Annotated in this window: 23 protein-coding genes; 17 read left to right on the top strand and 6 right to left on the bottom strand. The window is 37.7% G+C overall.

The window, feature by feature from the left end; genetic code table 11:
- Nucleotides 1–24 precede the first annotated feature (24 nt).
- Both hflX and A3EE_RS0100460 read right to left on the bottom strand, forming a co-directional pair.
- Nucleotides 25–1,203 carry a GTPase HflX gene (gene hflX, locus A3EE_RS0100465; RefSeq protein ID WP_018341449.1) on the bottom strand — a complete coding sequence of 393 codons (1,179 nt, stop codon included), beginning with the start codon at nucleotides 1,201–1,203 and terminating at the stop codon, nucleotides 25–27.
- On the bottom strand, nucleotides 1,203–1,850 hold the full coding sequence (locus tag A3EE_RS0100460) for a SirB2 family protein (protein WP_018341448.1): 648 nt from the start codon (nucleotides 1,848–1,850) through the stop codon (nucleotides 1,203–1,205). Before A3EE_RS0100460 ends, hflX begins: the two co-directional genes overlap by 1 nt.
- A 104-nt stretch (nucleotides 1,851–1,954) precedes the next feature.
- On the opposite strand from A3EE_RS0100460, the gene A3EE_RS0100455 reads away from it, so the two are divergent.
- The 10 genes from A3EE_RS0100455 (at nucleotide 1,955) to A3EE_RS0100410 (ending at nucleotide 12,293) form a co-directional block, all read left to right on the top strand.
- A complete protein-coding gene (locus A3EE_RS0100455) occupies nucleotides 1,955–3,079 on the top strand; it encodes a glycosyltransferase family 4 protein (RefSeq protein WP_018341447.1) in 1,125 nt (374 codons plus the stop codon).
- Complete coding sequence (gene rfbC, locus A3EE_RS0100450) at nucleotides 3,079–3,624, top strand: dTDP-4-dehydrorhamnose 3,5-epimerase (protein WP_018341446.1); 546 nt, start codon at nucleotides 3,079–3,081, stop codon at nucleotides 3,622–3,624. Before A3EE_RS0100455 ends, rfbC begins: the two co-directional genes overlap by 1 nt.
- A gap of 1 nt (nucleotide 3,625) precedes the next feature.
- Entirely contained in the window at nucleotides 3,626–4,399 is a 774-nt protein-coding gene (locus tag A3EE_RS0100445) for a polysaccharide biosynthesis/export family protein (RefSeq protein ID WP_018341445.1), read from the top strand.
- 10 nt (nucleotides 4,400–4,409) lie between these two features.
- Nucleotides 4,410–6,785 (top strand): polysaccharide biosynthesis tyrosine autokinase, encoded by a 2,376-nt coding sequence (locus A3EE_RS0100440; RefSeq protein WP_018341444.1) that lies wholly within the window; start codon nucleotides 4,410–4,412, stop codon nucleotides 6,783–6,785.
- The gene (locus A3EE_RS0100435) at nucleotides 6,782–7,528 is read left to right on the top strand and encodes a tyrosine-protein phosphatase (RefSeq protein WP_018341443.1); all 747 of its coding nucleotides are present in this window, start codon (nucleotides 6,782–6,784) and stop codon (nucleotides 7,526–7,528) included. The genes A3EE_RS0100440 and A3EE_RS0100435 overlap by 4 nt, the downstream gene beginning before the upstream one ends.
- Nucleotides 7,525–8,511 (top strand): NAD-dependent epimerase/dehydratase family protein, encoded by a 987-nt coding sequence (locus tag A3EE_RS0100430; protein WP_018341442.1) that lies wholly within the window; start codon nucleotides 7,525–7,527, stop codon nucleotides 8,509–8,511. Before A3EE_RS0100435 ends, A3EE_RS0100430 begins: the two co-directional genes overlap by 4 nt.
- 136 nt (nucleotides 8,512–8,647) lie before the next feature.
- On the top strand, nucleotides 8,648–10,048 hold the full coding sequence (locus A3EE_RS0100425; protein WP_018341441.1) for a tetratricopeptide repeat protein: 1,401 nt from the start codon (nucleotides 8,648–8,650) through the stop codon (nucleotides 10,046–10,048).
- 1 nt (nucleotide 10,049) lies between these two features.
- The gene (locus A3EE_RS0100420) at nucleotides 10,050–10,820 is read left to right on the top strand and encodes a phosphosulfolactate synthase (protein WP_018341440.1); all 771 of its coding nucleotides are present in this window, start codon (nucleotides 10,050–10,052) and stop codon (nucleotides 10,818–10,820) included.
- Between the two features lie 7 nt (nucleotides 10,821–10,827).
- Nucleotides 10,828–11,484, top strand: coding sequence for a DedA family protein (locus tag A3EE_RS0100415; protein ID WP_018341439.1), 657 nt, complete (start codon nucleotides 10,828–10,830; stop codon nucleotides 11,482–11,484).
- 71 nt (nucleotides 11,485–11,555) lie between these two features.
- Nucleotides 11,556–12,293, top strand: a complete 738-nt coding sequence (locus A3EE_RS0100410; RefSeq protein ID WP_018341438.1) for a shikimate dehydrogenase family protein — start codon at nucleotides 11,556–11,558, stop codon at nucleotides 12,291–12,293.
- Between the two features lie 83 nt (nucleotides 12,294–12,376).
- On the opposite strand, the gene A3EE_RS0100405 is transcribed toward A3EE_RS0100410, so the two are convergent.
- Nucleotides 12,377–13,132, bottom strand: coding sequence for a hypothetical protein (locus A3EE_RS0100405; protein ID WP_018341437.1), 756 nt, complete (start codon nucleotides 13,130–13,132; stop codon nucleotides 12,377–12,379).
- A gap of 216 nt (nucleotides 13,133–13,348) precedes the next feature.
- On the opposite strand from A3EE_RS0100405, the gene uvrB reads away from it, so the two are divergent.
- The 3 genes from uvrB to A3EE_RS0100390 are packed head-to-tail and all read left to right on the top strand — an operon-like array spanning nucleotide 13,349 to nucleotide 16,500.
- On the top strand, nucleotides 13,349–15,373 hold the full coding sequence (gene uvrB / locus A3EE_RS0100400; protein WP_026209513.1) for an excinuclease ABC subunit UvrB: 2,025 nt from the start codon (nucleotides 13,349–13,351) through the stop codon (nucleotides 15,371–15,373).
- A gap of 56 nt (nucleotides 15,374–15,429) precedes the next feature.
- A complete protein-coding gene (locus A3EE_RS0100395) occupies nucleotides 15,430–15,981 on the top strand; it encodes a 3'-5' exonuclease (RefSeq protein ID WP_018341435.1) in 552 nt (183 codons plus the stop codon).
- Between the two features lie 9 nt (nucleotides 15,982–15,990).
- On the top strand, nucleotides 15,991–16,500 hold the full coding sequence (locus A3EE_RS0100390) for a hypothetical protein (RefSeq protein ID WP_018341434.1): 510 nt from the start codon (nucleotides 15,991–15,993) through the stop codon (nucleotides 16,498–16,500).
- A 90-nt stretch (nucleotides 16,501–16,590) separates the two neighbouring features.
- Here the strand turns inward: A3EE_RS0100390 and A3EE_RS0100385 are convergent, their stop codons facing one another.
- The 3 genes from A3EE_RS0100385 to A3EE_RS0100375 form a co-directional block, all read right to left on the bottom strand.
- A complete protein-coding gene (locus A3EE_RS0100385; RefSeq protein ID WP_018341433.1) occupies nucleotides 16,591–17,223 on the bottom strand; it encodes a sterol desaturase family protein in 633 nt (210 codons plus the stop codon).
- A gap of 60 nt (nucleotides 17,224–17,283) precedes the next feature.
- Entirely contained in the window at nucleotides 17,284–18,423 is a 1,140-nt protein-coding gene (gene bshA / locus A3EE_RS0100380) for an N-acetyl-alpha-D-glucosaminyl L-malate synthase BshA (RefSeq protein WP_018341432.1), read from the bottom strand.
- Between the two features lie 169 nt (nucleotides 18,424–18,592).
- Nucleotides 18,593–21,562, bottom strand: a complete 2,970-nt coding sequence (locus A3EE_RS0100375; RefSeq protein ID WP_018341431.1) for a serine hydrolase domain-containing protein — start codon at nucleotides 21,560–21,562, stop codon at nucleotides 18,593–18,595.
- Nucleotides 21,563–21,833: 271 nt separating this feature from the next.
- On the opposite strand from A3EE_RS0100375, the gene mutL reads away from it, so the two are divergent.
- From mutL to A3EE_RS0100355, 4 genes are read left to right on the top strand one after another with little or no spacing between them, the layout of a single operon-like run.
- Nucleotides 21,834–23,666, top strand: coding sequence for a DNA mismatch repair endonuclease MutL (mutL, locus tag A3EE_RS0100370; protein WP_018341430.1), 1,833 nt, complete (start codon nucleotides 21,834–21,836; stop codon nucleotides 23,664–23,666).
- An 18-nt stretch (nucleotides 23,667–23,684) separates the two neighbouring features.
- Nucleotides 23,685–24,485: a rhomboid family intramembrane serine protease gene (locus tag A3EE_RS0100365; protein WP_018341429.1), complete on the top strand. Its 801-nt coding sequence runs from the start codon at nucleotides 23,685–23,687 to the stop codon at nucleotides 24,483–24,485.
- Nucleotides 24,486–24,492: 7 nt separating this feature from the next.
- Entirely contained in the window at nucleotides 24,493–25,371 is an 879-nt protein-coding gene (locus tag A3EE_RS0100360) for a rhomboid family intramembrane serine protease (protein ID WP_018341428.1), read from the top strand.
- A gap of 1 nt (nucleotide 25,372) precedes the next feature.
- Nucleotides 25,373–26,158, top strand: a complete 786-nt coding sequence (locus A3EE_RS0100355; RefSeq protein ID WP_018341427.1) for an enoyl-CoA hydratase/isomerase family protein — start codon at nucleotides 25,373–25,375, stop codon at nucleotides 26,156–26,158.
- The last annotated feature ends 3 nt before the right edge of the window (nucleotides 26,159–26,161 follow it).

The following is a 26,161-nucleotide window of genomic DNA, read 5'->3' as shown; positions in this document are numbered from 1 at the left end:
AAAATTATCTAAAACTCCCGCTGTTTATAACAGGTAATTCGGATAAATAGTGCAGTGTACGGTTGTTACTTTTTCAATTAAGATTGCTCGTAATTTATCCAGATTCAGATTCTGAGTAGCTGAAACAAAAACTCTGTTTTCATTATTGGCACCGGTGTACATTTTGTCGATCTCCTGTAATGAAAGGGCATCCGGGTTGTCTTTGATATTTTCCAGATATGCATCTACTTTATTAAACACAAGGATCATGATCTTGTCGCTTGCTTTAATTTCAGTAAGCGTTGTTTGCACCACATGCATGTGTTCTTCATACGATGTATGCGGCAAATCAATCACGTGCAATAAAATATCTGCTTCCCGAACTTCGTCCAGCGTGGATTTAAAACTTTCAATCAAACCATGCGGAAGCTTACGGATAAAGCCAACGGTGTCGGTTAACAGAAAGGGGATTTCATTTAATACAACTTTGCGCACCGTAGAATCAACAGTTGCAAATAATTTATTTTCTGCAAACACATCCGATTTTGATAAGCGTTGCATCAACGTAGATTTACCAACGTTGGTATAACCTACAAGTGCTACACGCACAATACCATCTCTGGATTTACGCTGTGTTTCGCTTTGCTTATTAATTTTTCCTAAGCGACCTTTTAATAAAGAGATCTGATCGCGGATAATACGTCTATCCGTTTCAATTTCTTTTTCACCCGATCCACCTCTTGTTCCTGTGCCGCCACGCTGGCGTTCCAAGTGTGTCCATAGGTTTGTCAACCGTGGAAGTAAATACTGCAAACGTGCCAGTTCTACCTGCGTGCGTGACTGTGCTGTTTGTGCACGTAAGGAGAATATATCCAGAATTAATAAGCTCCGGTCATAGATTTTGCAAACCAGCTCTTTCTCTAAATTTCGCAATTGAGAAGGACTGAGTTCATCATCAAAAATAATTACCGGTATGGAATGTTCCTGAATATATGCTTTTACATCGGCAAGTTTTCCTTTACCGATGTAGGTACGTATGTCTGGCTTGTCGAGCTTTTGCGTAAAACGATACTTCACTTCAAGGCCCGCTGTTCGGGCTAAGAAGTCAAGTTCGTCTAAATATTCTATTGTTTTTTCCTGTGGTTGATTTCTGTGCGACAAGCCGATCAGGATTGCTTTGTCTGCTGCTTTGTGTGTTGAAAAACCGGTTTCTTCCTGCATCATTATTTTCTCAAGCCTTCTGCGTAATCGGCAAGAGCATTCAATTGTTTTTCGTTAAATTCATCTTTAAAAGGAGGCATTATTCCTTTGCCGGACTTGATCATTTCTATAGCTTCAGATTTTGTTAATTTTGAAACAGATAAATCTTTTGCTCCGTTAAGCATCAATTTGCCATCTGCTCCATGGCATAACGCACACTTAGCTGTATAAATAATTTCGCCTTCATCTACAGCAGTCGGACCTTGTGCTGAACTAGAATCTACAATAGCCACAGGTGTTATATAGGCTTCTTTTTTTAATCTTAGGCTGTCCGTTTTAGCTAGTGCAAATACATAAACATAAATCAATAAAGCTGTAATAGCCATCGGCTTATTCGCTTTCTTCATAGCAATAATACCAATAGGTATAGAAGCTAATACTAAAATGATTTTCACAATCAAAAATGTCTCAATCGACGGCATTTTAACAGTCAAAAATACACCAGTGATAATGATCAAGCTTCCTAAGATCATATCTGCAATCTTCGTTTTGCTGCGAAGTTTTTCCAATGCTTCAGACTTGTTTGCAAGAAGTAAATATACTTTTGCAACGTATAAAAGTATGAAGATCGAAACGATGGTAACGTGTAAATGAAGAAATCCCTTTTCCATATAATTATTTGTATTAGAATCTCAAAATTAACGTTTTAACGCCGCAAATGCCAATAAATGGGTTATTATTACGTATATTTAATTTTGATAAAAGAAACTGATTCGTGAAAATAGCACTGGTTGCAAACACCTCCTGGAACATAGTTAATTTTAGACGCAATTTAATTTTAGGTCTTATTGATAAAGGATATGAGGTGATTTGTATTGCACCGGTAGATGAATTTACTGCGGATATCCAAAAGCTCCCGGTTACATTTATACCCATCAACATTCACGCAAAGGGTAATAATCCCTTCATCGATTTTTTGTTGTTGAGGCAATTCACACGAATATATAAAAACCAGAAACCGGATGTAATTTTTCAATACACGATCAAGCCGAACATATACGGAACATTGGCTGCCCGTATCGCTGGAATTCCAACCATTAACACCGTTACAGGCTTAGGTACTGTGTTTTTACATAACAATCTGGTTTCTAAAATTGCGAGAAAGCTGTATGCGTTCAGTTTTCAGTTTGCACGCTTCGTCGTTTTTCAAAACAAGGAAGATCAGTATGTTTTCGTTCAGAATAAAATTGTAGAAGAAAGTAAAACCTGCATTATTCGGGGATCCGGGGTAGATACTTCCATCTTTAAAGCAGCAAGTGTGAGTCCAGACCGTCATATTTTCAGGTTTGTGATGGCTGCCCGGTTAATCTTTGATAAAGGGATTACGGAATATGCAGTGGCTTCCAAATTATTACACCAACGTTTTGGACAAGCGGTTGAATGTGTGTTGATCGGAGCAATTGATTCAGATAAAAACTTAGGAATTCGAAAAGAAGAATTAGACTCCTGGATTGCTGAACATAAACTGATCTACAAACCGTTTTCGAAAGAAATTGTAGCGGAGTACCAACTGGCAACGGCAGTTGTACTTCCTTCTTATAGAGAAGGATTGTCTAAGAGTTTGCTGGAAGCGGCATCCTGCTCAAAGCCCTTGATTGCCACAAATGTTGCTGGCTGCAAAGATGTTGTTTTCGATAACAAAAACGGCTTCTTGTGCGAGGTGAAGAATGCGCAGGATCTGTTTATGAAAATGAGCGACATGGTAAAATTGCCCAAGGCCAGATTGAATGAGATGGGGAACTATAGCCGGCGATTGGTAGAAGAAAATTTTTCTGATAAAATAATATTCAATGATTATTTTTGTTTGGCAAATGAAATTATAACAAAAGACAGCAGATAATGACTTTCAAAGAATTAGAATTAAAAGATCTGATATTAATTACCCCGAATGTGTTTGGTGACGATAGAGGTTTTTTTATGGAAACGTACAACAAAGATGCTTTTTATAAAGCCGGACTGACAATGGAGTTTGTACAGGACAACCATTCTAAATCTGCGGCAGGCGTGGTGAGAGGATTGCATTTTCAAAATGCTCCCTATGCTCAAGGAAAGCTGGTTAGGACTACGAAAGGTTCCATTTGGGATGTGGTTGTTGATTTGCGCAAAAATTCTCCAACCTATAAACAAGTTGCCAAAGTATTGCTGGATGATAAAAACAAGTGCATGCTGTATGTACCTGAAGGCTTTGCACACGGCTTCGTGTCTATTGAAGATTGTGAAGTGCAGTATAAATGTACTAACTTATACCACAAAGCATCCGAGCTTGGAATTAAATGGGACGACAAGGATTTGTCAATAGATTGGACAATTAAGAACCCATTGGTATCAACTAAAGATCAGGAATTACCGTATTTAAGAGATATTGAGTCAATATTAAATTTTTAGAATGAAAAAAATAACCCCTTGGGCACTGGTTTTAGGTTTGCTGAGCTTGCTATCTTCGTGCAGTTCGTATTATCACTATAGAATGTTTAATACTGACTCCAGTATTTTAATCGATTCAATTGAACGATTGAGAAACTCATCTACAAGTGAATACAAAATTGAAATAAACGATGTTATTTCTATGGATGTATTCACCAACAGCGGAGAAAAACTTGTTGATCCGAATAATGCATTGACAGAAGGAGGAAGTGCAAGCGATTCAAAAGTATCAAAGGATCCCATTAAATATACCGTCTATTCAGATGGCTGTGCGCACCTACCCATGGTCGGCAATGTAATGCTGAAAGGATATACGGTCTTTCAGGCAGATAGCATCATCGCTTCAAAATTCAAACCGTATTATACTGATCCGTATGTAAAAGTAACATTGTTAAGTAAACGGGTTATTGTATTTGGTCCCGATGGAGGTAAAATTATACCGCTTGAATATCAGGATATGAATCTTATTGAAGTCATTGCAAGGTATGGTGGTATTAAGCTCGATGGAAAGGCAAATAATATTCGGGTTGTACGCGGAGATTTGAAAAATCCGGATGTACAACTGATTAATTTAAATACCATTGAAGGTTTGCGTGCAGCACAGACAGATATGGTGCCTGGAGATATTGTATATATTGAACCGAAGAGATTTATATTAAAAGAAACAGTTACTACCATTGTGCCGCTTGTGTCATTAACAATAAGCATTGTGTCATTAATCGTAGTATTTAAATAATTAAGGATCTATGGCAGTAAATGAAGAACGCAATAAATCCTTAATTGACAATACGGGACAGTTTGAAGAAGAAGTTCAAAACATACTTGATCCGTATAAACTATTAGTAGTTTTTAAAAGATCTTTTATTGCAATGGCATTGATTTTTTTAATTACAATGTCAGGCGTGTTTTTATTTATACGATATGCAAAACCTGTATACGAATCTAATTCGTTGATCAAATTAGAAAATGGCAACCGTACCAATTCGTTAGGTTTATCTACAAATGGATTTGATGAGGAAAGCTCGAGTCTGGCCGGAGAGCTAGAGATTATAAGGTCTCCTGTAGTACGTGATAAGGTAATTGCAGATTTGAATTTAGGGATCTCGTATTTTGTTTACGGAAATATCTTATTCGAAGAGCGTTTTAAAAATTCACCTTATGAAGTTTCATTTGTTGAAGATTATTCAAAAGTACTTTACGATATACGTCTTGATGTTGAAATTATAGATAATAAAACGTTTAAACTAGAACATGGTGATTATTCTAAGGAATTCACTTTTGACAAATTGTGCGAAACGCCGTTCGGTAATTTTACATTGAAGAAAACGAAGCAATTCGAAAATTTCAATTCCAACCAAAAAACTTTTTTTACATTCAATAGTCAAGGTGCTTTGAATGGTTATTTTCAGCAAAGCTTATTTGCAGATGTTTCAAATAACGAAGCGAGAACACTTACCATTTCATTTAAAGACCACAATGCATTTAAAGCGTACAGTATTGTAAAGTCAATCGATTCGATCTATTTTGAACAAACACTTCAGCTTAAATTAAAAACATTTGATCAGTCGATTGAATTCCTGACAAACTCTATTAAAAAATCAGAAGATAATTTAATAGATGCGGAAAAAAAATTCGAAGCATTCATGCGTAAAAATAAGACGATGGATGTAATGGCAGACTATGCAAAATATTCTGAGTTGGCAGATGAAAATACGGTTGAAAGAAAATCCTTAGCATTCAGAATTGAGTTGCTTAAAAATCTGGAAAGCTTAATTCAAAACAATAAAAACCTAGAAGATTTTATTCCGCTGTTGCCGAATTTAGAAGATGAACAATTGGTGGAGGTGATTAAAAATCTGAATCAACTTAATCTGGATAAAGAAAGTTTATTGATGTCGCAAAGTGAAAGCACACATGCATTTCAAGTAAAGAAAAATGCAGCACTTAAAGCGAAGAACGACGCACTGGACCTTATTGCTCAGAATGAAAAAATAATTAAAAAACAAATTCACGATTTGAATCTTGATCAATTCGAAATCGAGTCATCCATTATGTCTTTTCCTGCAAAAGAAACAGAAATGTCTCGATTAAAAAGACACTACAATCTATACGATAAGTTTTATGGCTTATTGATGGATAAGCTTGTTGAGCAAGGGTTGACAAAGGCTGGGGTGACGGTGGATTTTATTATTCTTTCACAACCTTCCGTTGAAACAGTTCCTATTTATCCTAAAAAGAGCATCATCTTGATGTCGGGTGTCGGGATTGCAATTTTATTATGTTTGTTACTGGTTGTGTCCAGATTCTTAATGTATGAGACCATTACGACATTAGCTGAATTGGAACGTTCATTACCTATACCAATCATAGGTACTGTGCCGGAATACGTTGCTGAAAAAATGTTGTTCTCACAATTGATCGTAGATAAAAAATCAAAATCTGCAATCACTGAATCGCTTCGATCCATACGTACCAACCTTGAATTTATTTCAACGGATAAATCTCAAAAAGTTATAACCGTAACATCAACTGTTGGGGGTGAGGGAAAAACATTTGTTGCAGTAAATTTAGCTGCAGTAATTGCAATGGCAAATCAGCGTGTAGTTGTACTCGATCTGGATATGCGTAAACCTAAGATCCATTTAGCATTTGGAGCAGAAAATACAAACGGTCTAAGTACTGTATTGATTGGTAAGCACACCGTTTCTGATGTTGTGCAGCTTTCCAGAATCCCTAATCTGGACTTTATAACTGCAGGCCCTACACCGCCTAATCCGTCTGAATTAATCTTGCTGCCGACATTAGACAATTTGATCGAGGAACTAAAAGGCTTATACGATGTGATTATTATCGATACGCCTCCGGTAGGTATTGTTACAGATGGGATGTTGTTAATGACGAAGGCAGATATTCCGTTGTATATTGTGCGTATAAATTACTCTAAGTTCTTTGTTGGGCAGGAAATTAAAAGAGCATTGAATAGAGGCGGGTATAATAAACTGCGTGTAATTGCGAATGGAGTCCCTGTAAATAGAGGCTTCAAATATAATTACGGATATTACGAAAACGAAACTGCTACCAAACCAAAAAATTGGCTGCAAAAACTTGTCGAAAAATTATGAGTTTTCTGACTTCATTATTTGGAAAGAAAGAGCAAGCGCAGCATGAAGATTTTATTTTTGTTGACATGCATTCGCATTTGATACCAAAAATAGACGATGGCTCCAAATCGTTGGATGAGTCTGTAGAGTTGATTAAAAAACTTGTAGAATTCGGCTATAAGAAAATAATTACATCGCCCCACATTATGGGTGATTTTTATAAAAATACACCTGAGATTATTTTAGGAGGTTTGTCTGAATTAAAACAACGTTTGAAATCCGAAAATATAGAAATAGAAATAGACGCTGCTGCCGAGTACTATCTGGATGAATGGTTTATTGAGAAATTGAATAAGAATGAACCGTTGCTAACATTCGGTAAAAAATACGTGTTGTTTGAAACGTCGTATATGAATGAACCTGCGCATTTGCATCAGGCAATTTTTTCAATGCGTACATTAGGCTATACTCCTGTATTGGCGCACCCTGAAAGATATTTGTATTTATACAATGATTTTTCTGCGTTCGAAAAGATATATGAAATGGATGTTTTATTTCAAATCAATTTAAATTCGCTGATGGGCTATTATTCAAAACCTGCGAAGCAGTTTGCTGAAAAATTAATTGACAATAAAATGGTTGATTTTGTTGGAACAGATTGCCATGGAATGCGGCACCTGAATGTATTGAAGGATACCAGAGCATCCAAGTACTACAACAAATTGGCCAACTTAAATCTACTTAATAATACATTGCTTTCATGATACTTGTTACAGGTGCGAATGGTTTGGTGGGCAGTTTTCTTTGCAAAGAATTAATTGGCAAAGGATATCGTGTAAGAGCACTGATAAGAAAGAATTCGGATATTTCTCTTTTGAAAGAATTTGAAGACAAACTGGAAATACATATTGGAGATCTGAATGATGCAGGCTCTTTGATCGATGCGATGAACCATGTAGAATGCATTGTGCATACAGCAGCAATGATTTCTTTTTGGTCGAAGCGACGCGATGAAATGTTTCAGACAAATGTGGAAGGCACAAGAAATATTTTGAATGCTGCATTGGAGTTTGGCATTAAAAAATTCATACACATAAGCTCCGTTGCCGCTATTGGTCGTAAGGTTTCAGATACGTTTATAAATGAAACGAATACATGGGAAGAATCTGCATTGAACACACGTTATGCAGTAACAAAACACCAGGCAGAATTAGAAGTTTACAGAGCCGTTGAAGAAGGGTTGAATGCTATACTTGTAAATCCATCTATCATATTAGGTCCTGCACTTAAAGGTACCAGCACTGCACGACTGTTTGAATATGTAGCGCAAAAAAATAAATTTTATACAGAAGGCTACATGAATTATGTAGATGTACGCGATGTTGTTTCCTCAATTTTGTTTTTTATTGAGAACCAAACTCCAAGTGGTGAGCGATATATTTTAAATGCTGGGATTGTTCGCTATAAAGAATTTTTCGAGGCAATAGCTCAGGTACTTAACATAGAACCTCCTAAAATCAGCGCAAGACCTTGGATGCGTGCTCTGGCATGGAGATTTTATGCTGTAAAATCTTTTTTTACAGGCAAAGAACCTCTTATTACCAGAGAAACAGCATCAGTATCTGCTCATAAATTTGAATATCAATCTGATAAGATTAAAAAAACAACCAATATAGTCTTTAATCCCCTTAAAGAAACGGTTGTATGGACCTGCGCAAATCTATTTAAGGACAAACAACTTAAGTAGGTTTATTGCTGATAAATATCATTATGTGCATGTTTATAACTAATCTTTCACGCATAAATGAATTAAATTTTATTTTTTTAGCTTTAGGAGTAATCACAGCGTATAAGTATACTAGAGCATATTAAATTGTGAGACTATGGCCAGACAAAATAAACGACAATCTGATGATCGGGAATTGGCCAGAAAATTCGAGGAACTTCTAAAAGAAGGTACTCCTGGCTTTTTTGACGTTAGCGTGTACGAAAGCATCATCCAATACTATCTTGAGGGAACAAAATTCAGAAAGGCACACAGAACCTGTGATATTGCTATGGAACAGCATCCGTATGCAGTAGAGATCATGCTTCTGAAGGTTCAGGTATTGATGCAGATGACTCAGTTTGAAGATGCATTAGAGTTACTGGATAAAGCACAGCTTTACCAACCCAACGATACAGATATTCAATTGTTGCGGGCCAATATCATGGCTCAGCAGGATGACTTTGAAGGAGCTATCGAGCTGCTTCAGGAAATCTTAGATCTTGCAGAAGAAAAAGATGAGATTCATTACCACATGGGGGTAATTTATCAGGATATGGGCAATTTTGAAGATTCCATTACACATCTGAAACTTGCTATTATCATCAATCCCAAACACGAAGATGCCATTTATGAGCTTTCATATAGCTTAGAGGTATTAGACAGATTGGATGAAAGTATTGATTTCTTTTCGCAATTGATCGAAGAGGATCCTTATTCTCACTATGCGTGGTTCTGCCTTGGTGTTTCGTATTTCAAACAAGGAAAATTGGATGAAGCAATGAATGCCTATGAATTTGTTGTTGCTATTAACGACAAGTATTCATCAGCGTTCTACAACATCGGGGAATGTTACGTTTACAAAAATGAGTATGAAAAGGCGTTAGAATATTTTTTCCAGACGCTGGACATGGAAGACAAAACTGCGGATGTTTTTTACAACATCGGCTTTTGTTACGAGCATCTTGGACAACACCCTAAGGCAATAGAATTTTATAGAAAAGCTTCTAAAGCAGACGCTTATTTTCATGAGGCATTTTATGGAATTGGAAAATGTCTGGAAGCTCAGGATAAATCATACGAATCCATCCATTTCTTTAAAAGAGCATTAAAATTAGACGAAGCCAATGCTGATTATTGGTTAGCTAAAGCCAATGCAGAGTATAAAACAGGCAACATCATTTCTAGCCTTGAAGCATTTGAAGAAGCCTGTGTATTAGAACCTTCCAATCCTGAAGTTTGGAAAAACTGGTCATTTGTGCACTATGAAAGTGGTGATATGGACAAAGCAGTAGATTTGATTAATGCTGGTATTGATGAAATACCGGGCAATGCAGATTTATATTATCGTGCCGTTGCCTACCTGATTACAGCAGGAAAGTACAAAGAAGCATTTAATTATCTAGAAAATGCATTAACTTTGGACTTCGATAAGCATACCGTACTGTTTGAGTTTTTTCCTAAACTGGAAACTCAGAAGGCTTTATTCAGAATTATAGATCAATACAGAAATAAATAAAATGTATCAAAATTTTACCCTTTCAAAGGTTCCGGAGAGAACAGTAAAACCACGTGAGGCTGGATTTACAATGGTGATGGATAAAGGCTTAAGTTGCCGTGAAGTAGAAGACATGCTTTCCGTTTCCAGCGAGTATATTGACATTGTAAAGCTTGGTTGGGCTACCTCTTTCGTCACACCTACATTAAAAGAAAAGCTTGCAATCTATAAATCTGCCGGCATTCCTTGTTATTTGGGCGGCACATTATTTGAAGCATTTATCGTACGTAATCAATTTGACGATTACAGAAAGTTATTAGATAAGTTTGGTCTTGTGCATGCAGAAGTTTCTGACGGATCCATTGAATTGCCGCACGACGAGAAATGTGAATACATTTCTAAGCTTGCAACTCAGGTAACAGTATTGTCTGAAGTAGGTTCAAAAGATGCAGAAAAGATCATCCCACCTTCAAAGTGGATCAAATTAATGAATACTGAATTAGAAGCGGGTTCATGGAAAGTAATCGGCGAAGCACGCGAAGCAGGTAACGTTGGTTTGTTCCGTTCAACAGGCGAAGTTCGTTCAGGATTGGTAGAAGATATTTTAAGTGCCGTACCGGTTGATAAAATCATCTGGGAAGCGCCACAAAAAGAACAACAGGTATTCTTTGTAAAATTGTGCGGTGCAAATGTAAACTTAGGTAACATTGCTCCAAACGAATTGATCCCTCTGGAAACGGTTCGTTTAGGCTTACGCAGCGATACATTCCATCATTTCATAGATAAGCTGTAATACCAGGATGGAAATCATTAAGTTTCTTGTTGACTGGATTCTGCATATAGGCGACAAACTGCCTCTTTTAGTTTCTGAATACGGCACACTTGTTTATATAATCTTGTTTCTTGTAATCTTTGCTGAAACAGGCTTAGTTGTTACACCCTTTTTACCAGGAGATTCATTGTTATTTGTAGCAGGTATGGTCGTTGCCCAAGGCAGTTTGAATCTATGGTTTTTAATAGCGGTACTTATTGTTGCAGCTATTTTAGGAGATACAGTTAATTACCACATAGGAAAATTTATTGGTCCGAAAATCTTCACCGATGAACCAAAAAATTTCTTCATGAAATTATTGAAGAAAGAACACTTAGAAAAGGCCCAGACTTTTTATGAAAAGCATGGAGGGAAAACCATTATTATGGCTCGCTTTGTTCCTATCGTTCGTACGTTCGCACCTTTTGTAGCAGGAATAAGTAAAATGAATTACTCTCGCTTCATTACCTACAATGTTGTAGGAGGGATTGTTTGGGTGGCGGGATTAACGTTGGCTGGATATTTCTTAGGAGAATTTGAAATTGTTAAGAAGAATATTGAAAAGGTAATCATTGGTCTTATATTCATCTCTATACTACCTATAATCATAGAGTACTTTCGAAACAAAAATAAAGCAGCTGCTTAATAACACTACTTCATAATAAGCCCTTTCCCAACGAAAGGGCTTTTTCATTTAGAGAAAGCGCATTGAATAAAATGAAAACATACGGACTTATTGGATATCGCTTGTCGCATTCATTTTCTAAAAAATATTTCAATGAGAAATTTCTGAAAGAAAATATTTCAGATTGTGTGTATGAAAATTTTCCGCTAGATAGCATTAAAGAGTTTACTGAGTTATTGCAAAACACGCCCAACCTGAAAGGCTGCAATGTTACCATTCCATATAAAGAAGAGATCATACCCTATTTAGATGAATTGGATGTGGCAGCAAAAGAAATAGGCGCTGTGAATGTCGTTAAGATCTTACCAAATGGAAAACTGGTCGGATACAATTCAGACTATTACGGATTCAAAACATCGCTTCAAAAATTCATTCCTGCAGATAAATCACACCGTGCATTAATACTTGGTACAGGCGGCGCAGCTAAAGCTGTAGCGGTGGCCTTAAAAGACTTGGAGATACCCTATCAATATGTTTCCAGATCAAAAGGCGCAGGCACTATCAGCTACGATGAAATGGATGTGAACGTATTGAAACAGCATTCAATCATTATAAATACATCACCGCTTGGTATGTATCCGGATGTAGATTCATTTCCTGCGATTCCATATCAATTTTTAACGGATAAACATTATCTGTATGATCTGGTATACAATCCAGAGGTAACAGCGTTTATGCGCAAAGGGAAGCAGCATGGAGCGCATGTTGTAAACGGACTTGAGATGCTGATAGGGCAGGCAGAGAAAGCCTGGGAAATATGGAATCAATAATAAGAGTTTGATTTCGATTATATAAAAAATGTCCCTCTTATTGGCGGGACATTTTTTATATTTAAGCGGGTGTAGACTTTGTATTAGAAAATAAAACCAATACGAACACCAGCAGTTAACGAAGGAGCTAGTGTGTAGACACCACCACCTGATTTAGTTTCAACAGTAGTTGACACGCCACCAACAGTTGTTTCTTCTTTTGTTTTGGTATCTCTCATTGCTGTGAAGCCCCAACCGAATTCAGCACCTAAGTAAACTTTTTCTACAAAATAGTAGTCGGCACCTGCAAAGGCACGTAAGCCAAATCCCGAAGAAGCATTTACGCCTGCATCATTGAAACCTCTTGTTTTTCTGGTGTCACCATCAGAGAATGTAGTACCATCTGCTGTGTTTTCCCATTTAGTGGCAGCAGAAATTCGTTGGTACGAAGCATCAGCACCAACATACGTAGAAAGGCGTCCTGTACCTGAGAAGTGCTTTTCAATACCGGCATTTAAACCAAATAAAGCAGATACATCTTTTGCGAAACCTTTGCCCGAACCACCTGCTTCATAAAATCTGTTTGTACTGACGTTTTGTGAAAGGTTGAATCCAACACGAAGCGCAATTTGGTCCTGTAAGAAATAACGGACTTTTATCTGAGGTGTACCAAATGTGCTGGTAGGTAGATTTACAAAACCTGTAGCACCAAAAAGACCAAGTTCTGCCAGAACATTCCCAGCTACAGGCTTATACATCTTTGCTGTTGGAGCCACCGGCACTGTTGCAACTACTGGTTCTTGAGCGTTTGCAACAAATGTTGCCGCAAGCAGAGATACTGCAATAATAATTTTTTTCATAATAATTGAAATTAGGTTGGTTAGTTAAAAATATATTTGAGTTAGTATATTAAATATAAATAAGTAAACCACATTCCAAAAATAATTGCATGCTTATTTTAGATATAGGGGGCTATTCATTTATTGTAAATGAATTTAAGAAGGCTAAGATCAAAATGATTTATAGAATGCAAACTTTATTTTTTAACTTACTGTTTGTATGTAAAACTGATAAAAGTGGGATTTAACTTAACATCTAAATACGAGCCAACGGGCGATCAGCCGCAAGCAATTAAACAATTGGTTGAAGGGGTTGAACGCAACGATCCTGCTCAAGTGCTGCTTGGTGTTACAGGCTCAGGGAAAACATTTACCATGGCAAATGTGATTCAGCAAACACAAAAGCCTACGCTTGTATTGAGCCACAATAAAACCCTGGCGGCTCAGCTTTACGGCGAGTTCAAGCAGTTTTTTCCAGACAATTTAGTGGAATATTTTATTTCCTATTACGATTACTATCAGCCCGAAGCATTTATGCCTTCGTCTAATATGTACATTGAAAAGGACCTTGCAATAAATCAGGAAATCGAAAAACTACGACTTGCTGCAACATCGTCTTTGATGTCGGGAAGGAGAGATATCATTGTTGTTGCTTCTGTATCGTGCATCTATGGTATCGGTAATCCGGATGAATTCAGGAAGAGCATCGTTGTACTGCATCAGGGACAACAGATCAATCGGAATAAATTATTGTATTCGTTTGTTGAAATTTTATACAACAGAACAACCAGAGATTTTACACGAGGCACATTCCGGGTAACAGGCGATACAGTGGATGTATACCCTGCCTATGCCGATATTGCATATCGCATACAAATGTGGGGAGATGAAATTGAATCCATTCAACTGATAGAACCTGACACAGGCAAAAAAATAAGTGAACAGAAAAGCTTAACCTTATTTCCTGCAAACTTATTTATTACAGGTAAAGATGCATTGAACAATGCTATTCATCAGATCCAGGACGATTTGATGAAACAAGTGCATATGTTTGAAATGGAAAAAAGATATGGGGAAGCCAAGCGTATCCAGGAGCGTACAGAGTTTGATATTGAAATGATGCGTGAACTGGGTTATTGTTCAGGCATCGAAAATTACTCACGCTATTTTGACCAACGTCTTCCTGGACAAAGACCATTCTGTTTAATCGATTATTTCCCGGAAGATTTTTTATTGGTTGTAGATGAAAGCCATGTTACCATACCTCAGATCCGCGCTATGTTTGGCGGAGATAGAGCACGTAAGACCAATCTTGTTGAATATGGATTTAGGTTGCCATCGGCAATGGATAACAGACCATTGACCTTTGATGAATTTGAAGAAATTAATAAACAGTCGATCTATGTTAGTGCAACGCCTGCAGATTACGAACTACAGCGAGCAGAAGGGACCATTGTTGAACAGATCATCCGTCCAACAGGATTGTTAGATCCTGAAATATTTGTTAAGCCCAGCACAAACCAGATCGATGATCTGTTAGAAGAAATTCAGGAGCGTATCGAAATGGGTGATCGGGTATTGGTTACAACATTAACCAAACGCATGGCCGAAGAACTGACAAAATATTTTGAAGGCGTTGGAATTAAGACGCGTTACATACACTCCGAAGTAAAAACATTAGACCGCGTAGAGATCCTGCGGGAGCTGCGTCTGGGAATCTTTGATGTATTAGTAGGTGTAAACTTATTGAGAGAAGGATTGGATCTTCCTGAAGTTTCTTTGGTTGCAATCATGGATGCGGATAAGGAAGGCTTTCTTCGTAATGTACGTTCGCTTGTACAGACAATAGGCAGAGCCGCACGTAATAGTAATGGCAAAGTAATTATGTATGCGGACAGGATCACTGCGTCGATGCAGCAGGCGATGGATGAGACTAGCCGCAGACGTGCCACACAAATAGCATACAATGAGCTCCATGGCATTACACCAATTACAGTTAATAAATCGACATCTGAAATTATGAGTCAGACCAAAGTGGCTGATTCAAATAAGTTTTCTAAGCAATACATCGAACCGGATGGTGAACCATCTCTTGCCGCTGATCCGGTTGTAGCATTATTAAGTAAGCCCGAGCTTACGAAGATGATCGAACGTGCGAAAAAAGATATGGACAAAGCAGCGAAAGATCTAGACTTCGTTGAAGCAGCGCGTTGCAGAGATGAAATGTTTGCTTTACAAAAGATTATCGATTCTAAAGCATAAGAATTTAACCGCAAAAAACTTTGCGACCTTTGCGGTTAACATACAAAACTTAATTCATGAATTTTACCGCACTTGATTTTGAAACAGCAAATACCCACAAAACCAGCATTTGTGCGGTTGGCATGGCTATTGTTGAAAATGGGAAAGTTGTAAAAACCATTTCAAAATTGATCAGGCCAATACCGGACTTCTATAGTTACTGGAATGTACAGATCCATGGCATTACTCCGGAGATGACGCAGGATGCACCGTATTTCATTGACGTTTGGCAAGAGTTGAAGCCATATATCGACGGCACAACGCTTGTTGCACACAATGCAGCATTTGATGTAGGTGCATTAAGAAGTATATTATCTGCGCACGATATTTCATTTCCTAATACAACTTATTTTTGTTCGCATGTTGTCAGCAAAAAAGTTTTCAATGAATTGCCAAGCCACAAACTTTCTACTGTGTGTAAACATCTCAATATCCCTTTAAATCATCATGAGGCAGAGAGTGATGCCATAGGCGCCGCACAGATCATTATTAAAGCGAACGAACGGTTAGATATCACCTCAATAGACGCTCTTTTAGCAACGTTAAAAATGAAATTGAAAGTATTTTAATTTAGATCTATGAAATATTTTCTAATCGTAATCTGCGCACTTGCCATTTCTTCTTCAGCTTTGTCGCAAGACAATTCGAATTGGCTGGTAAAAAAAATAAAAGCAGCAGATACTGTTCTTTTGATCAGTCACAAAGCTACAGCGGGAGAATATTATAAGGATAGTACAGGAAAAATTAGCCCACCTCCTGAATTAATAATTGCGAATAAGCTAAATGGCTCGATCGTTATAGAAAGTAAGGTTCTTGCAGGTGTAGAACGTCAAACACTATCACGTATTCTTACGCAGCCCTTGCAAAGCAAGAATACTGCTATGGCCAACTGTTTCATTCCGCATCATGCAATCCTTTTAATAAAGGATGGAAAGATATCCTATATAGATGTCTGTTTTCGCTGCCATCGATTTAAGGAATCAAAAGATTTAGAAAACATAGAAGACTTTGATAACCACAAATGGAATGAACTCAAAAGTTTTTTTGTGGAGCTTGGTTTTGAATACGAACTTGGTGTAAGTAAATAATAGTATCCCAATTGTCTGAAGCCTATACATAAAAAGGCCTTGTTCCAACTATCGGAACAAGGCCTTTTTATGTATGCTAATCGAAAATCGTTATGATTTCTTAATCGTCCCAAACACGTAATCCCAAAGCTGAGAAGAAACTCCGAAGATCTGTGTATTGTCTTTGTAATGATGAATCGCATGATTCAACCACAAGCCTTTAAAGAAGTTTTTAGGTGGGTTGTACGCATGAACGATGAAGTGAACAGAGATATAAGCACAATAGCCTGTTATAAATCCTGGCAAGAAGCCAAACACTTTTGTGTTCATCAAGCTATAGAAAATCAAGAAGAATACACCTGCCAATAAGAAACTCATAATCGGAGGCATTGCCAAACGGTCTTTGTCCTTTGGATATTCATGGTGTAAACCATGTAGGGCATATTGTACTTTGCGTTTGAACTCGTTTGTTGGCTTCATGTGGAATAAATATCTATGAGCAACATATTCCAATAATGTAAAAGAGAAGAAACCAGTAAAGAACAAACCTACAACATACAAAGGTGTTAATTTTGTATAGTCTGTATATACAAAAGCTACATATAACAAACCTGCAGCAATAGTCATTAAAATAATAATTGGAACAGAAATATGAGTACGTGTTAAACGTTCAAGTATTGGATTTTCAAATACTTTCTTTGTTCCAGTATTTTTCGGTTTTACTTTTTCAGCGTGCTGATCCATGGTTAATTAATTTTATGCAAATTTAGGGGAGTATTAAAACCCATACAAGTATAAGAGACTTTATTTAACAAAAGAATGAGATTTATCAAGAACTTGCTGATAATACTCAATGTATTTTGGTACTATGTTGTTGGAATCGAATTCTTTAGCTCTTTCTAATGCATTTTTTCTAAATGTAGGAAGGTTCGTGTCCGATAGCACAAAAATGGCATTTTTGGCCATATCTGCCACATCTCCAACATTACTTAAGAATCCTGTTTTCCCTTGAATGTTCAATTCCGGCAATCCACCTGTATTGGAAGAGATTACAGGAACTTCACAAGCCATAGCTTCTAATGCAGCAAGACCAAAGCTTTCTTTTTCAGAAGGCATGATAAACAGATCGGCTACAGAAAGTACTTCTTCTACCGCATCGAGTTTTCCTAAGAAACGCACATCACTGCTTATTCCCAAGTCTCTACATTTACTTTCGATGATAGCACGTTCAGGACCGTCACCTACCAATAACAATTTAGAAGGAACTGTCTGACGGACAATATTAAAAATAGCAACGACATCTTCTACGCGTTTTACTTTTCTGAAATTTGACGTGTGTACGATTAATTTTTCATCGTTCGGACAAATGGCTTTTTTGAAGTGATCCTTTTTTTGTTTTCTGAATCTTGAAACATCAATAAAATTGGGGATTGCCACAATTTCTCTGTTGATATCAAAATGCTCGTAGGTGTCTTTTCTTAAATCTTCAGAAACTGCAGTAACACCATCAGACTGGTTGATACAGAAGGCTACAACCGGTGCGAAGGATGGGTCTTTACCAACCAGCGTTATATCTGTACCATGTAGGGTTGTAATGATCGGGATGTAGATGCCTTGTGTTTTCAGAATCTCTCTTGCCATAAAAGCAGCAGAAGCATGTGGTATCGCATAATGCACATGCAGCAAATCAAGCTTCTCATGTTTTACAACATCTACAATTTTGCTGGCAAGAATAACTTCGTAAGGTGCGAATTCAAATAGAGGATAGGACTTAACAGTTACTTCATGATAGAAAATATTTTCATGTAAAAACTCTAAGCGATGTGGTTGAGAATATGTGATGAAATGAACAGGGTTTCCTAGCTCCGCTAATGCTTTGCCTAATTCCGTTGCAACTACTCCACTACCTCCAAATGTTGGGTAACAAACAATTCCTATTTTCATGAATACTTTTTTCTATTCCGAATGATATGTCCTTCCGGAAAATTTCGTACAGGTATGAACACCTAAAATTGGCAAATGATTCCTTGTTTTAAGCGAAATTATGCCATTTTAATGTATTAAATAATCGTTAAATAGATTAAAATGGTATAATGCCATCTGTGTGAATAGGTTAATCCTTAAAATTCAAAATCGATTTATAAATAACGGTTTGAATTTGCGTGCGGATGCCGTCCCGTATTAACCTGTTGTTATTGGCGTCCGGATACACCCGATTCGAAAGGAATATATAAACCAAGCCCTGTTCGGGATCTACCCAGGCCGCAGTTCCCGTAAAGCCTGTATGACCATAGGTAGCTGAAGAAACCAGATACGAACATGGTCCGCCGCTGGATGCTTGAGGCTTGTCCCAGCCTAGGCCACGTCTGTTTCTGGAAGATTGCGTGCGACTGAACATTTTAATAGTCTCTGGTAATAAGAAACGGTAATCTCCATAATATCCCAATTGCAAATTCATTTGCATCAGTGTAGCAAGGTCTGTTGCATTCGCAAAGATTCCTGCATGCCCGCCTACACCTCCTAATAGAGCTGCTCCCGGGTCATGTACGGTACCTCTAACCAGGCATTTTCTGAAATATTTATCCTGTTCGGTGGGCGTTATGCGGTCAATCGAAATATTTTGCTGTAAAGGATTGTAGTAGAAATTTTGGAGACACATCGGATCATAAAAATTCTGTTTTAGAAAATCCTCCAGAGGTTGATCGAGTAAACTTTCTGCCAAACGTTTCATAATGTAAAATCCAAGATCGCTGTATACATAATTGTACGGAAGGACCTTTTTACGAATCTTTGGATGTGCCATCAATGCGGACTCTTTGGTCCATTTCCACAACGAATCTTCCATGCCTGCAATGCTGTATAGATTTTGTGATACCATGTTCGGGAAGCTATCGCTTTGAACAGTACGATAATATTTCGGACTGAATCCAGAACTATCCATTGTTCTGCGCCAGTGCGGAAGGTAGGGCTGCAAACCTGCTTGATGGGTCAATATATCGCTAATCACAAGATCTTCTTTATTGGTGCCGATCAGATCCGGAAGGTAGATGGATATTTTATAATTCAATTTAATTAAACCGCGTTCTTCTAAAAACATAATCGCCTGAAGCGTGCCGGCAACTTTACTGATAGAGGCGATGTCATACAAGGTTGTTTGTGTAACAGGAGTTGTCTTATCGTACGTGTAATAGCCAAAAGATTTATTGTAAATGACGGCGCCGCTTTTAGCAACCAATATCTGACAGCCCGGCATTGCGCCTTCTTTGATTGCAAGGTTAACAATCGTATCAATCTTTGCGAGTGTCTTGCTGTCCATTCGTAAGTTTTCCGGATAATCGTAGCGCAGGCGAAGATTGTTGGTGCTGATATTAATTCCGCTATTTAATTTAAATTCTGTTGTTGCTGTTACCGGAAGTTTTCCGCTGGATTGAACAACTCCAAACAATAATTGCGGCACCAATTTTTGCGTATACACATTGTCTTCGTATCCGCAAATCAGATTGGTAGCTTGACTAAAATATTTCAAGGAATAGGGAACTCCAAAAACAGTTATAATTACTCTTGGGTGTGACGCCTGAATTTTTTCTATAAACGCTTTAGTTGAAGCACTTACTCCATACGTTTTTGTATTGTATGAATTGATCTGATGTACACTTACAACAACCGTTTCATATCGTTGCAGTTTATCGATCAGTTGATTCATTGCAGTGTCAGAAATGGCCTTGTCGATTGAATAGTGATCGAATGGAGCATATGCAGACAAAGTCTTCTGGAAAATATTTTCTGCTCCATTGTATGAAATACTTACGGATGCCAAAGAAGTTGTATCCGGAAATTTAATAGGTATAACATTATTCGCATTCTTAACTACGGTTATTGACTGCTGATATAAATTGTTGAGTAAGGCTTGAGCAGAAGGGTTGTTAAGGTCCTGATATAAAGTTTCAGTCTCAATTTTTTTGCGCTGATTTAGTCCGGCCCAATATTTTGCCATTAATATTTTTTTGACACGCGCCTGAACTTCTTCTCTTGAAATATCTTTATCGTTTATTGCTTTGGTTATTTTTTTAATTGCCAGCGGAACATTTTCTGCATACAACAATACATCGTTGCCTGCTAACAGTGCTCGTACATCCACTTCACCAGGTTTATACTGACTGCTGACACCTTTCATATTCAGCGCATCCGTAAACAACAACCCTCTGAAACCCAATTCGTTTTTCAACAGATCTGTTACAATAGGTTTTGACAGTGTTGAAGGCTTGTTGGTTGCATCGTCTAAGGATGGCACATGTATATGCGCAACCATAATACTTGTAACACCTGAATCGATCATCTGTTTGAATGGATACAATTCCATTTCATTCAGATCTTTTGCACTTTTATTGATGATCGGCAATGCCAGATGAGAATCTGTATCCGTATCTCCATGTCCGGGAAAATGCTTAGCGTTTGCTAGTACATGGACAGACTGCATACCTTTCATATAAGCAATTGCTTTTGCACTCACGTTAAATTTATCTTCGCCAAAAGAACGTACGCCTATCACGGGATTATTTGCATTGCTATTGATATCTACAACGGGAGCGAAATTTATATGAACACCTAAACGATTGCATTGCTTGCCAATCTCAACACCCATTTTATAGATGGAAGTATTATCCTGTATAGCACCCAAGGTCATCTGTTTTGGGAAATTCATTGTGCTATCCAGACGCATACCAAGTCCCCATTCTGCATCCATGGCAATAAACAAGGGTACACGGGATAGTTCCTGATATCTGTTGGTTAACTGTGCCTGGCGAACAGGGCCGCCCTGAAAAAATATTACTCCGCCGATGCCATTGTTTTTTATAAGTGCTTCAATTTCCAAGGCATGCGATTCCGGTTTATTTGAATACGTAGCAACCATGAATAATTGACCAAGCGCTTGTTCCTCACTCATTGTATTGAGCACACTATCAGCCCATGCTTCTGCGCCAAGGATTTTAAAGGGCTCCGGTTTTTCCCAAACTGCCGCACTTGCTACAAAAATCAGCACGAACAACAGCAAACTTAATCTTGTTAAATATTTTTTATTCATTAATACGGGTAAATACTATTCGCGAATAGTTGTGTAATTGTTTGATAGCCTAATTGATAGTAATGTAGAATTAATACAATTTACATCATTCCTGCAAATGTTACCAATTTGGTGGATAACCTGTGGGTAGTCTCATTAAAATGTGAAGTAATTTAGAGGAAACATTATTAATGTAAGACCGTATCAAAGAGCACAACTGCAAGAATAAGGCCATTCTCAACGGAATGGAAATTATTATTCATGCGGAATGTGCGGTTTGTATTTCTCCCCTATGTCAGATATCATACGTTTATTGCCGGATAATATTGCGAATCAAATTGCTGCCGGAGAAGTTGTGCAACGACCTGCTTCTGTTGTTAAAGAATTGCTTGAAAATTCTGTTGATGCCGGAAGTACAAGTGTACAGTTGATTGTAAAAGATGCGGGCAAACAATTGGTACAGGTGATTGATAATGGCAAAGGTATGTCGGATAGCGATGCAAGGCTTTGTTTTGAACGTCATGCTACATCTAAGATTCGTACCGCTGAAGATTTATTTGCGATCAAGACCTTTGGTTTCAGAGGAGAAGCAATGGCTTCTATTGCTTCGGTTGCTCAGGTTGAAATGAAGACCAAACAAGCAGATAGCGAATTGGGAACATTGATTCGTATCGAAGGCTCTTCGATCATTGTTCATGAACAAACGGCAAATCCCATAGGCACTTCTATTTCTGTAAAAAATCTTTTTTACAATATTCCTGCACGCCGCAATTTTTTGAAATCGAATTCGGTAGAAATGCGTCACATCATGGATGAGTTTGTGCGAGTTGCATTGGCGCATCCGGAAGTTGCTTTTTCATTTTATCACAACGATTTGGAATTGTTTAATCTTCCGGAAGAAATACTGAGCAAAAGAGCAGTATCCATATTAGGAGGAAGTTACAGAGAGCAATTAATCCCTTGTAAAGAAGATACAGATTTCGTTTCCATTTCAGGATACATTGGTAAGCCTGAAAGTGCAAGACGTACAAGAGGAGACCAATTCTTTTTTGTAAACAATCGTTTTATTAAAAGTAACTACCTACACCATGCAGTCATGCATGCGTTCGAAGAATTGATACCAACGGATTCGTTTCCATTTTATATTTTATTCATCGAAATAGATCCTGCACACATAGACGTGAACGTGCACCCGACAAAAACGGAGATCAAATTCGATGATGAAAAAACAGTATACGCAATTATTAAAGCCTGTGTAAAAAGATCTTTGGGAACGCATAACATTATGCCTTCGCTGGACTTTGATTACAATGTGAATGTTTCGGGATTCACAGGCCTAGGGCAATCGGATCATTCGGGTAACGAATCGTTTAAAAGTTTTGCAACAAAATCATTTTCTGCACCAAGCAGTATAGAAAGATCAAATCAATCAAATTGGGAACGTATGTATAGTGGGTTGGAAAATAACAGAGAAGAAACATATCAGGAGTCAATCAAAATGGTAAGCGCCATTAATGGATCAGGAGATGCAAAGCAATTGAACAAAGAATTATTGTATACAGAAAATACATCTACGTTTCAATTGCACCAGAAGTATATTGTTACGCAGGTAAAATCCGGCGTTATGCTTGTTGATCAACAAGCAGCGCACGAACGTATATTATTTGAAAAATATATTGGCATGCTGCAGAATAAATTCGGCAGCTCTCAGCAATTTTTATTTCCGCAGACATTGGAATTAAGTGCTGCAGATTTTGCCATGGTTGTTGAAATGGAAGACGATATCCGCAAACTTGGTTTTGTATTCAATGTGTTCAGCAATACAACGATTGTTGTGAATGGTGTTCCATCGGATGTGAAAGGTGGTAGCGAAAAAGATTTGTTCGAAGGGTTGATAGAACAATTCAAACAGAATAGAACGGATCTTAAAATTGACAGACAGGAAAACCTGGCGCGTTCGTTGGCAAAACGTTCGGCAATAAGAGCAGGTAACAAGCTGAGTCTGACAGAAATGAATTCGATCATTGATCAGCTATTTGCATGCAAAACCCCGAACTTTGCACCGGATGGAAATTTAACCGTTGTGATGTTAGACATGGATAAAATCGGAAGATTGTTTATGTAATTTTTTTATCTTGCAACTATGAATCAACGCCTGACACCGTATGTACAAAGACTGTTATTATTAAATATCGGTCTTTTTGTTTTAGCGAATTTTTTGACTTCGTTAGACTTAGACAATAAGCTGGCTTTACATGGCATTTATTCGGATTATTTTGTGCCTTATCAGTTTGTTACCTATATGTTCATGCATGCAGGTTTCATGCATCTTTTCGGCAACATGCTTGGCTTGTATTTCTTCGGGCCTTTACTTGAATATTTTCTTGGAGCTAAAAAGTTTTTGATACTGTATTTTGTGTGTGGTATTGGTTCCGGTCTGTTATCATGGGGAGTGAATGCATATGAAGTACAGAATATTCGGGCAGATGCAGTTGCATATATTCAAAGTCCGGATCCGGATGCATACAATGTATTCATAAATGATCATTTTAAAAGAGGGCATAACATACCGCAAATTGAAAATTCAATCGAAAATTATACAGCCGATCCGGAGAATCAAACGTATATAAGCGAAAGTGTACAGTATGTCCGGGATATTACTGCAGGACAATCAAACTATGCCTTAGTTGGCGCGTCGGGTTCTATCTTCGGAATATTGATGGCGTTTGCCTTGCTCTTCCCGAATACAGAATTAGTTCTATTATTTCCGCCCATTCCGATCAAGGCAAAGTATCTGGTTGGAGCATATGCAGCTTTTGAAATTTATTCGTTATATTCAAATAGACCGGATGATAACGTGGCGCATTTTGCACACCTCACAGGTATGATTTTTGCATTTATCCTGATTCGGTTTTGGAAGACCAAAAGAAATTCTTTTTATTAATATATAGATGAGTTTAGTAAAAGATATACAAGACCAATTTAAAATGCAGGATAATGCATTGGTTAAAATTATCCTGCTGAATGTACTTGTGTATGTATTAGACTGCTTGATATGGATTTTTGCACAGGTTACTTCTCAGGATTTTTTATTCCATATTGTTCAATCGTATCAAGGTGTTTCATCTAATTTTAATGAAATCCTTTACAAACCCTGGACGCTTATTACCTACGCCTTTTCACACGACACGCCATCGCCCTTTCATATTTTCTTTAATATGTTGGGTTTGTACTGGTTTGGCGGACTGATCAGCGAATACTTAGGCGGAAGGCGATTGGTGAGTTTATACTTTATAGGCGCACTCTTTGGTGTAGCATTGTATGTGATCTGTTTTAATTATGTGCCATTTTATGCCGGCACACAAGGACTTTTGGTTGGGGCCAGCGCAAGCGTTCTTGCAGCTGTAGTTGCTTCTGCAACGTTGCTTCCGGAGTACCGCTTTCATCTGGTTTTTATTGGTCCGGTTAAGATCGTTTATATCGCAGCATTTTATATTTTGATTTCATTGATTGGTACCGTTCAAGGAAATGCAGGAGGGAACCTTGCCCATTTAGGTGGCGCGTTTGCAGGCTTTATTTTTATTTTCTCTTTGAAAAGAGGTGTAGACCTGGGGAAACCAATTAACGCTATTTCAGATTTTGTAAGTAGGCTGTTCTCTAAAAAACGTAGAGTACGGATGAGCTTTTTTAATAAATCAATGCCTGCTATTGATAATGGCTACATGCCGGATCAAAAAGAAATTGATACCATTTTAGATAAAATTTCTCGTTCGGGTTATGAAAGTTTGACCAAAGAGGAGAAACAAAAACTTTTTAAAGCAAGTCAATAATATGAGCGAAACGCCAGCTATACTCGATGTACGTAACGAATCCGGAATTTTAATTATTACATTAAACAGACCGGATAAATTAAATGCACTGAACAGAGCGGTGCTTAAGGCATTGGATGAACAAATTGAATTTGCTTACGCATCAGAAACTGTCAAAGGAATTATTATTACAGGTTCAGGTATTAAAGCGTTTGCTGCCGGTGCCGACATCAGTGAATTTTCTTCTTTGCAAGCACATGAAGCACAATTATTGTCACAAGAAGGACAACTCATCTTTCAAAAAATAGATAAGCTTACCAAGCCCGTAATTGCTGCGGTGAATGGCTTTGCCTTAGGCGGCGGATTTGAATTGGCACTTGCTTGTCATATTCGCATAGCTTCTGATAATGCAAAATTCGGTTTGCCTGAATCTACCTTAGGGTTGTTGCCCGGTTACGGCGGAACACAACGTTTGCCATTGATCATTGGCAAAGGTCGTGCAATAGAATTGATGCTTACTGCAGAACAGATTCCTGCAGATAAAGCACTTGCATGGGGCATTGTAAATACAGTCACTACACAAGAAGAATTGCTGCCAACATGCATCGCATTGCTACAAAAGTTTTTTACAAAAGCTCCGACTTCTATTCAGGAAGTATTGAGATGTGCGCATCTGGCAATGGATACATCTGGTACAGCATTTAATGAAGAAGCAAAGTCTTTTGGGCGTTGCGCAGGTACACAGGATTTCAAAGAAGGTGTACAGGCATTTATGGAAAAACGTAAAGCTTCTTTCACAGGGAAATAAGAG

It is taken from the genome of Cytophaga aurantiaca DSM 3654, from assembly GCF_000379725.1.
Taxonomy (GTDB): domain Bacteria; phylum Bacteroidota; class Bacteroidia; order Cytophagales; family Cytophagaceae; genus Cytophaga; species Cytophaga aurantiaca.
The sequence above is the reverse complement of the archived record's forward strand: the minus strand, read 5'-3'. Positions and strand labels throughout refer to the sequence as shown.

Coding starts and splice junctions, on each gene's coding strand:
- A3EE_RS0100440 (WP_018341444.1), top strand. CDS start 4,410: ATGGCAGTAAATGAAGAACGCAATAAATCCTTAATTGACAATACGGGA.
- A3EE_RS0100415 (WP_018341439.1), top strand. CDS start 10,828: ATGGAAATCATTAAGTTTCTTGTTGACTGGATTCTGCATATAGGCGAC.
- hflX (WP_018341449.1), bottom strand. CDS start 1,203: ATGATGCAGGAAGAAACCGGTTTTTCAACACACAAAGCAGCAGACAAA.
- A3EE_RS0100355 (WP_018341427.1), top strand. CDS start 25,373: ATGAGCGAAACGCCAGCTATACTCGATGTACGTAACGAATCCGGAATT.
- mutL (WP_018341430.1), top strand. CDS start 21,834: ATGTCAGATATCATACGTTTATTGCCGGATAATATTGCGAATCAAATT.
- A3EE_RS0100405 (WP_018341437.1), bottom strand. CDS start 13,132: ATGAAAAAAATTATTATTGCAGTATCTCTGCTTGCGGCAACATTTGTT.
- A3EE_RS0100390 (WP_018341434.1), top strand. CDS start 15,991: ATGAAATATTTTCTAATCGTAATCTGCGCACTTGCCATTTCTTCTTCA.
- A3EE_RS0100365 (WP_018341429.1), top strand. CDS start 23,685: ATGAATCAACGCCTGACACCGTATGTACAAAGACTGTTATTATTAAAT.
- rfbC (WP_018341446.1), top strand. CDS start 3,079: ATGACTTTCAAAGAATTAGAATTAAAAGATCTGATATTAATTACCCCG.
- A3EE_RS0100395 (WP_018341435.1), top strand. CDS start 15,430: ATGAATTTTACCGCACTTGATTTTGAAACAGCAAATACCCACAAAACC.
- A3EE_RS0100385 (WP_018341433.1), bottom strand. CDS start 17,223: ATGGATCAGCACGCTGAAAAAGTAAAACCGAAAAATACTGGAACAAAG.
- bshA (WP_018341432.1), bottom strand. CDS start 18,423: ATGAAAATAGGAATTGTTTGTTACCCAACATTTGGAGGTAGTGGAGTA.
- A3EE_RS0100430 (WP_018341442.1), top strand. CDS start 7,525: ATGATACTTGTTACAGGTGCGAATGGTTTGGTGGGCAGTTTTCTTTGC.
- A3EE_RS0100460 (WP_018341448.1), bottom strand. CDS start 1,850: ATGGAAAAGGGATTTCTTCATTTACACGTTACCATCGTTTCGATCTTC.
- A3EE_RS0100360 (WP_018341428.1), top strand. CDS start 24,493: ATGAGTTTAGTAAAAGATATACAAGACCAATTTAAAATGCAGGATAAT.
- A3EE_RS0100375 (WP_018341431.1), bottom strand. CDS start 21,562: ATGAATAAAAAATATTTAACAAGATTAAGTTTGCTGTTGTTCGTGCTG.
- A3EE_RS0100420 (WP_018341440.1), top strand. CDS start 10,050: ATGTATCAAAATTTTACCCTTTCAAAGGTTCCGGAGAGAACAGTAAAA.
- A3EE_RS0100445 (WP_018341445.1), top strand. CDS start 3,626: ATGAAAAAAATAACCCCTTGGGCACTGGTTTTAGGTTTGCTGAGCTTG.
- A3EE_RS0100425 (WP_018341441.1), top strand. CDS start 8,648: ATGGCCAGACAAAATAAACGACAATCTGATGATCGGGAATTGGCCAGA.
- A3EE_RS0100410 (WP_018341438.1), top strand. CDS start 11,556: ATGAAAACATACGGACTTATTGGATATCGCTTGTCGCATTCATTTTCT.
- A3EE_RS0100435 (WP_018341443.1), top strand. CDS start 6,782: ATGAGTTTTCTGACTTCATTATTTGGAAAGAAAGAGCAAGCGCAGCAT.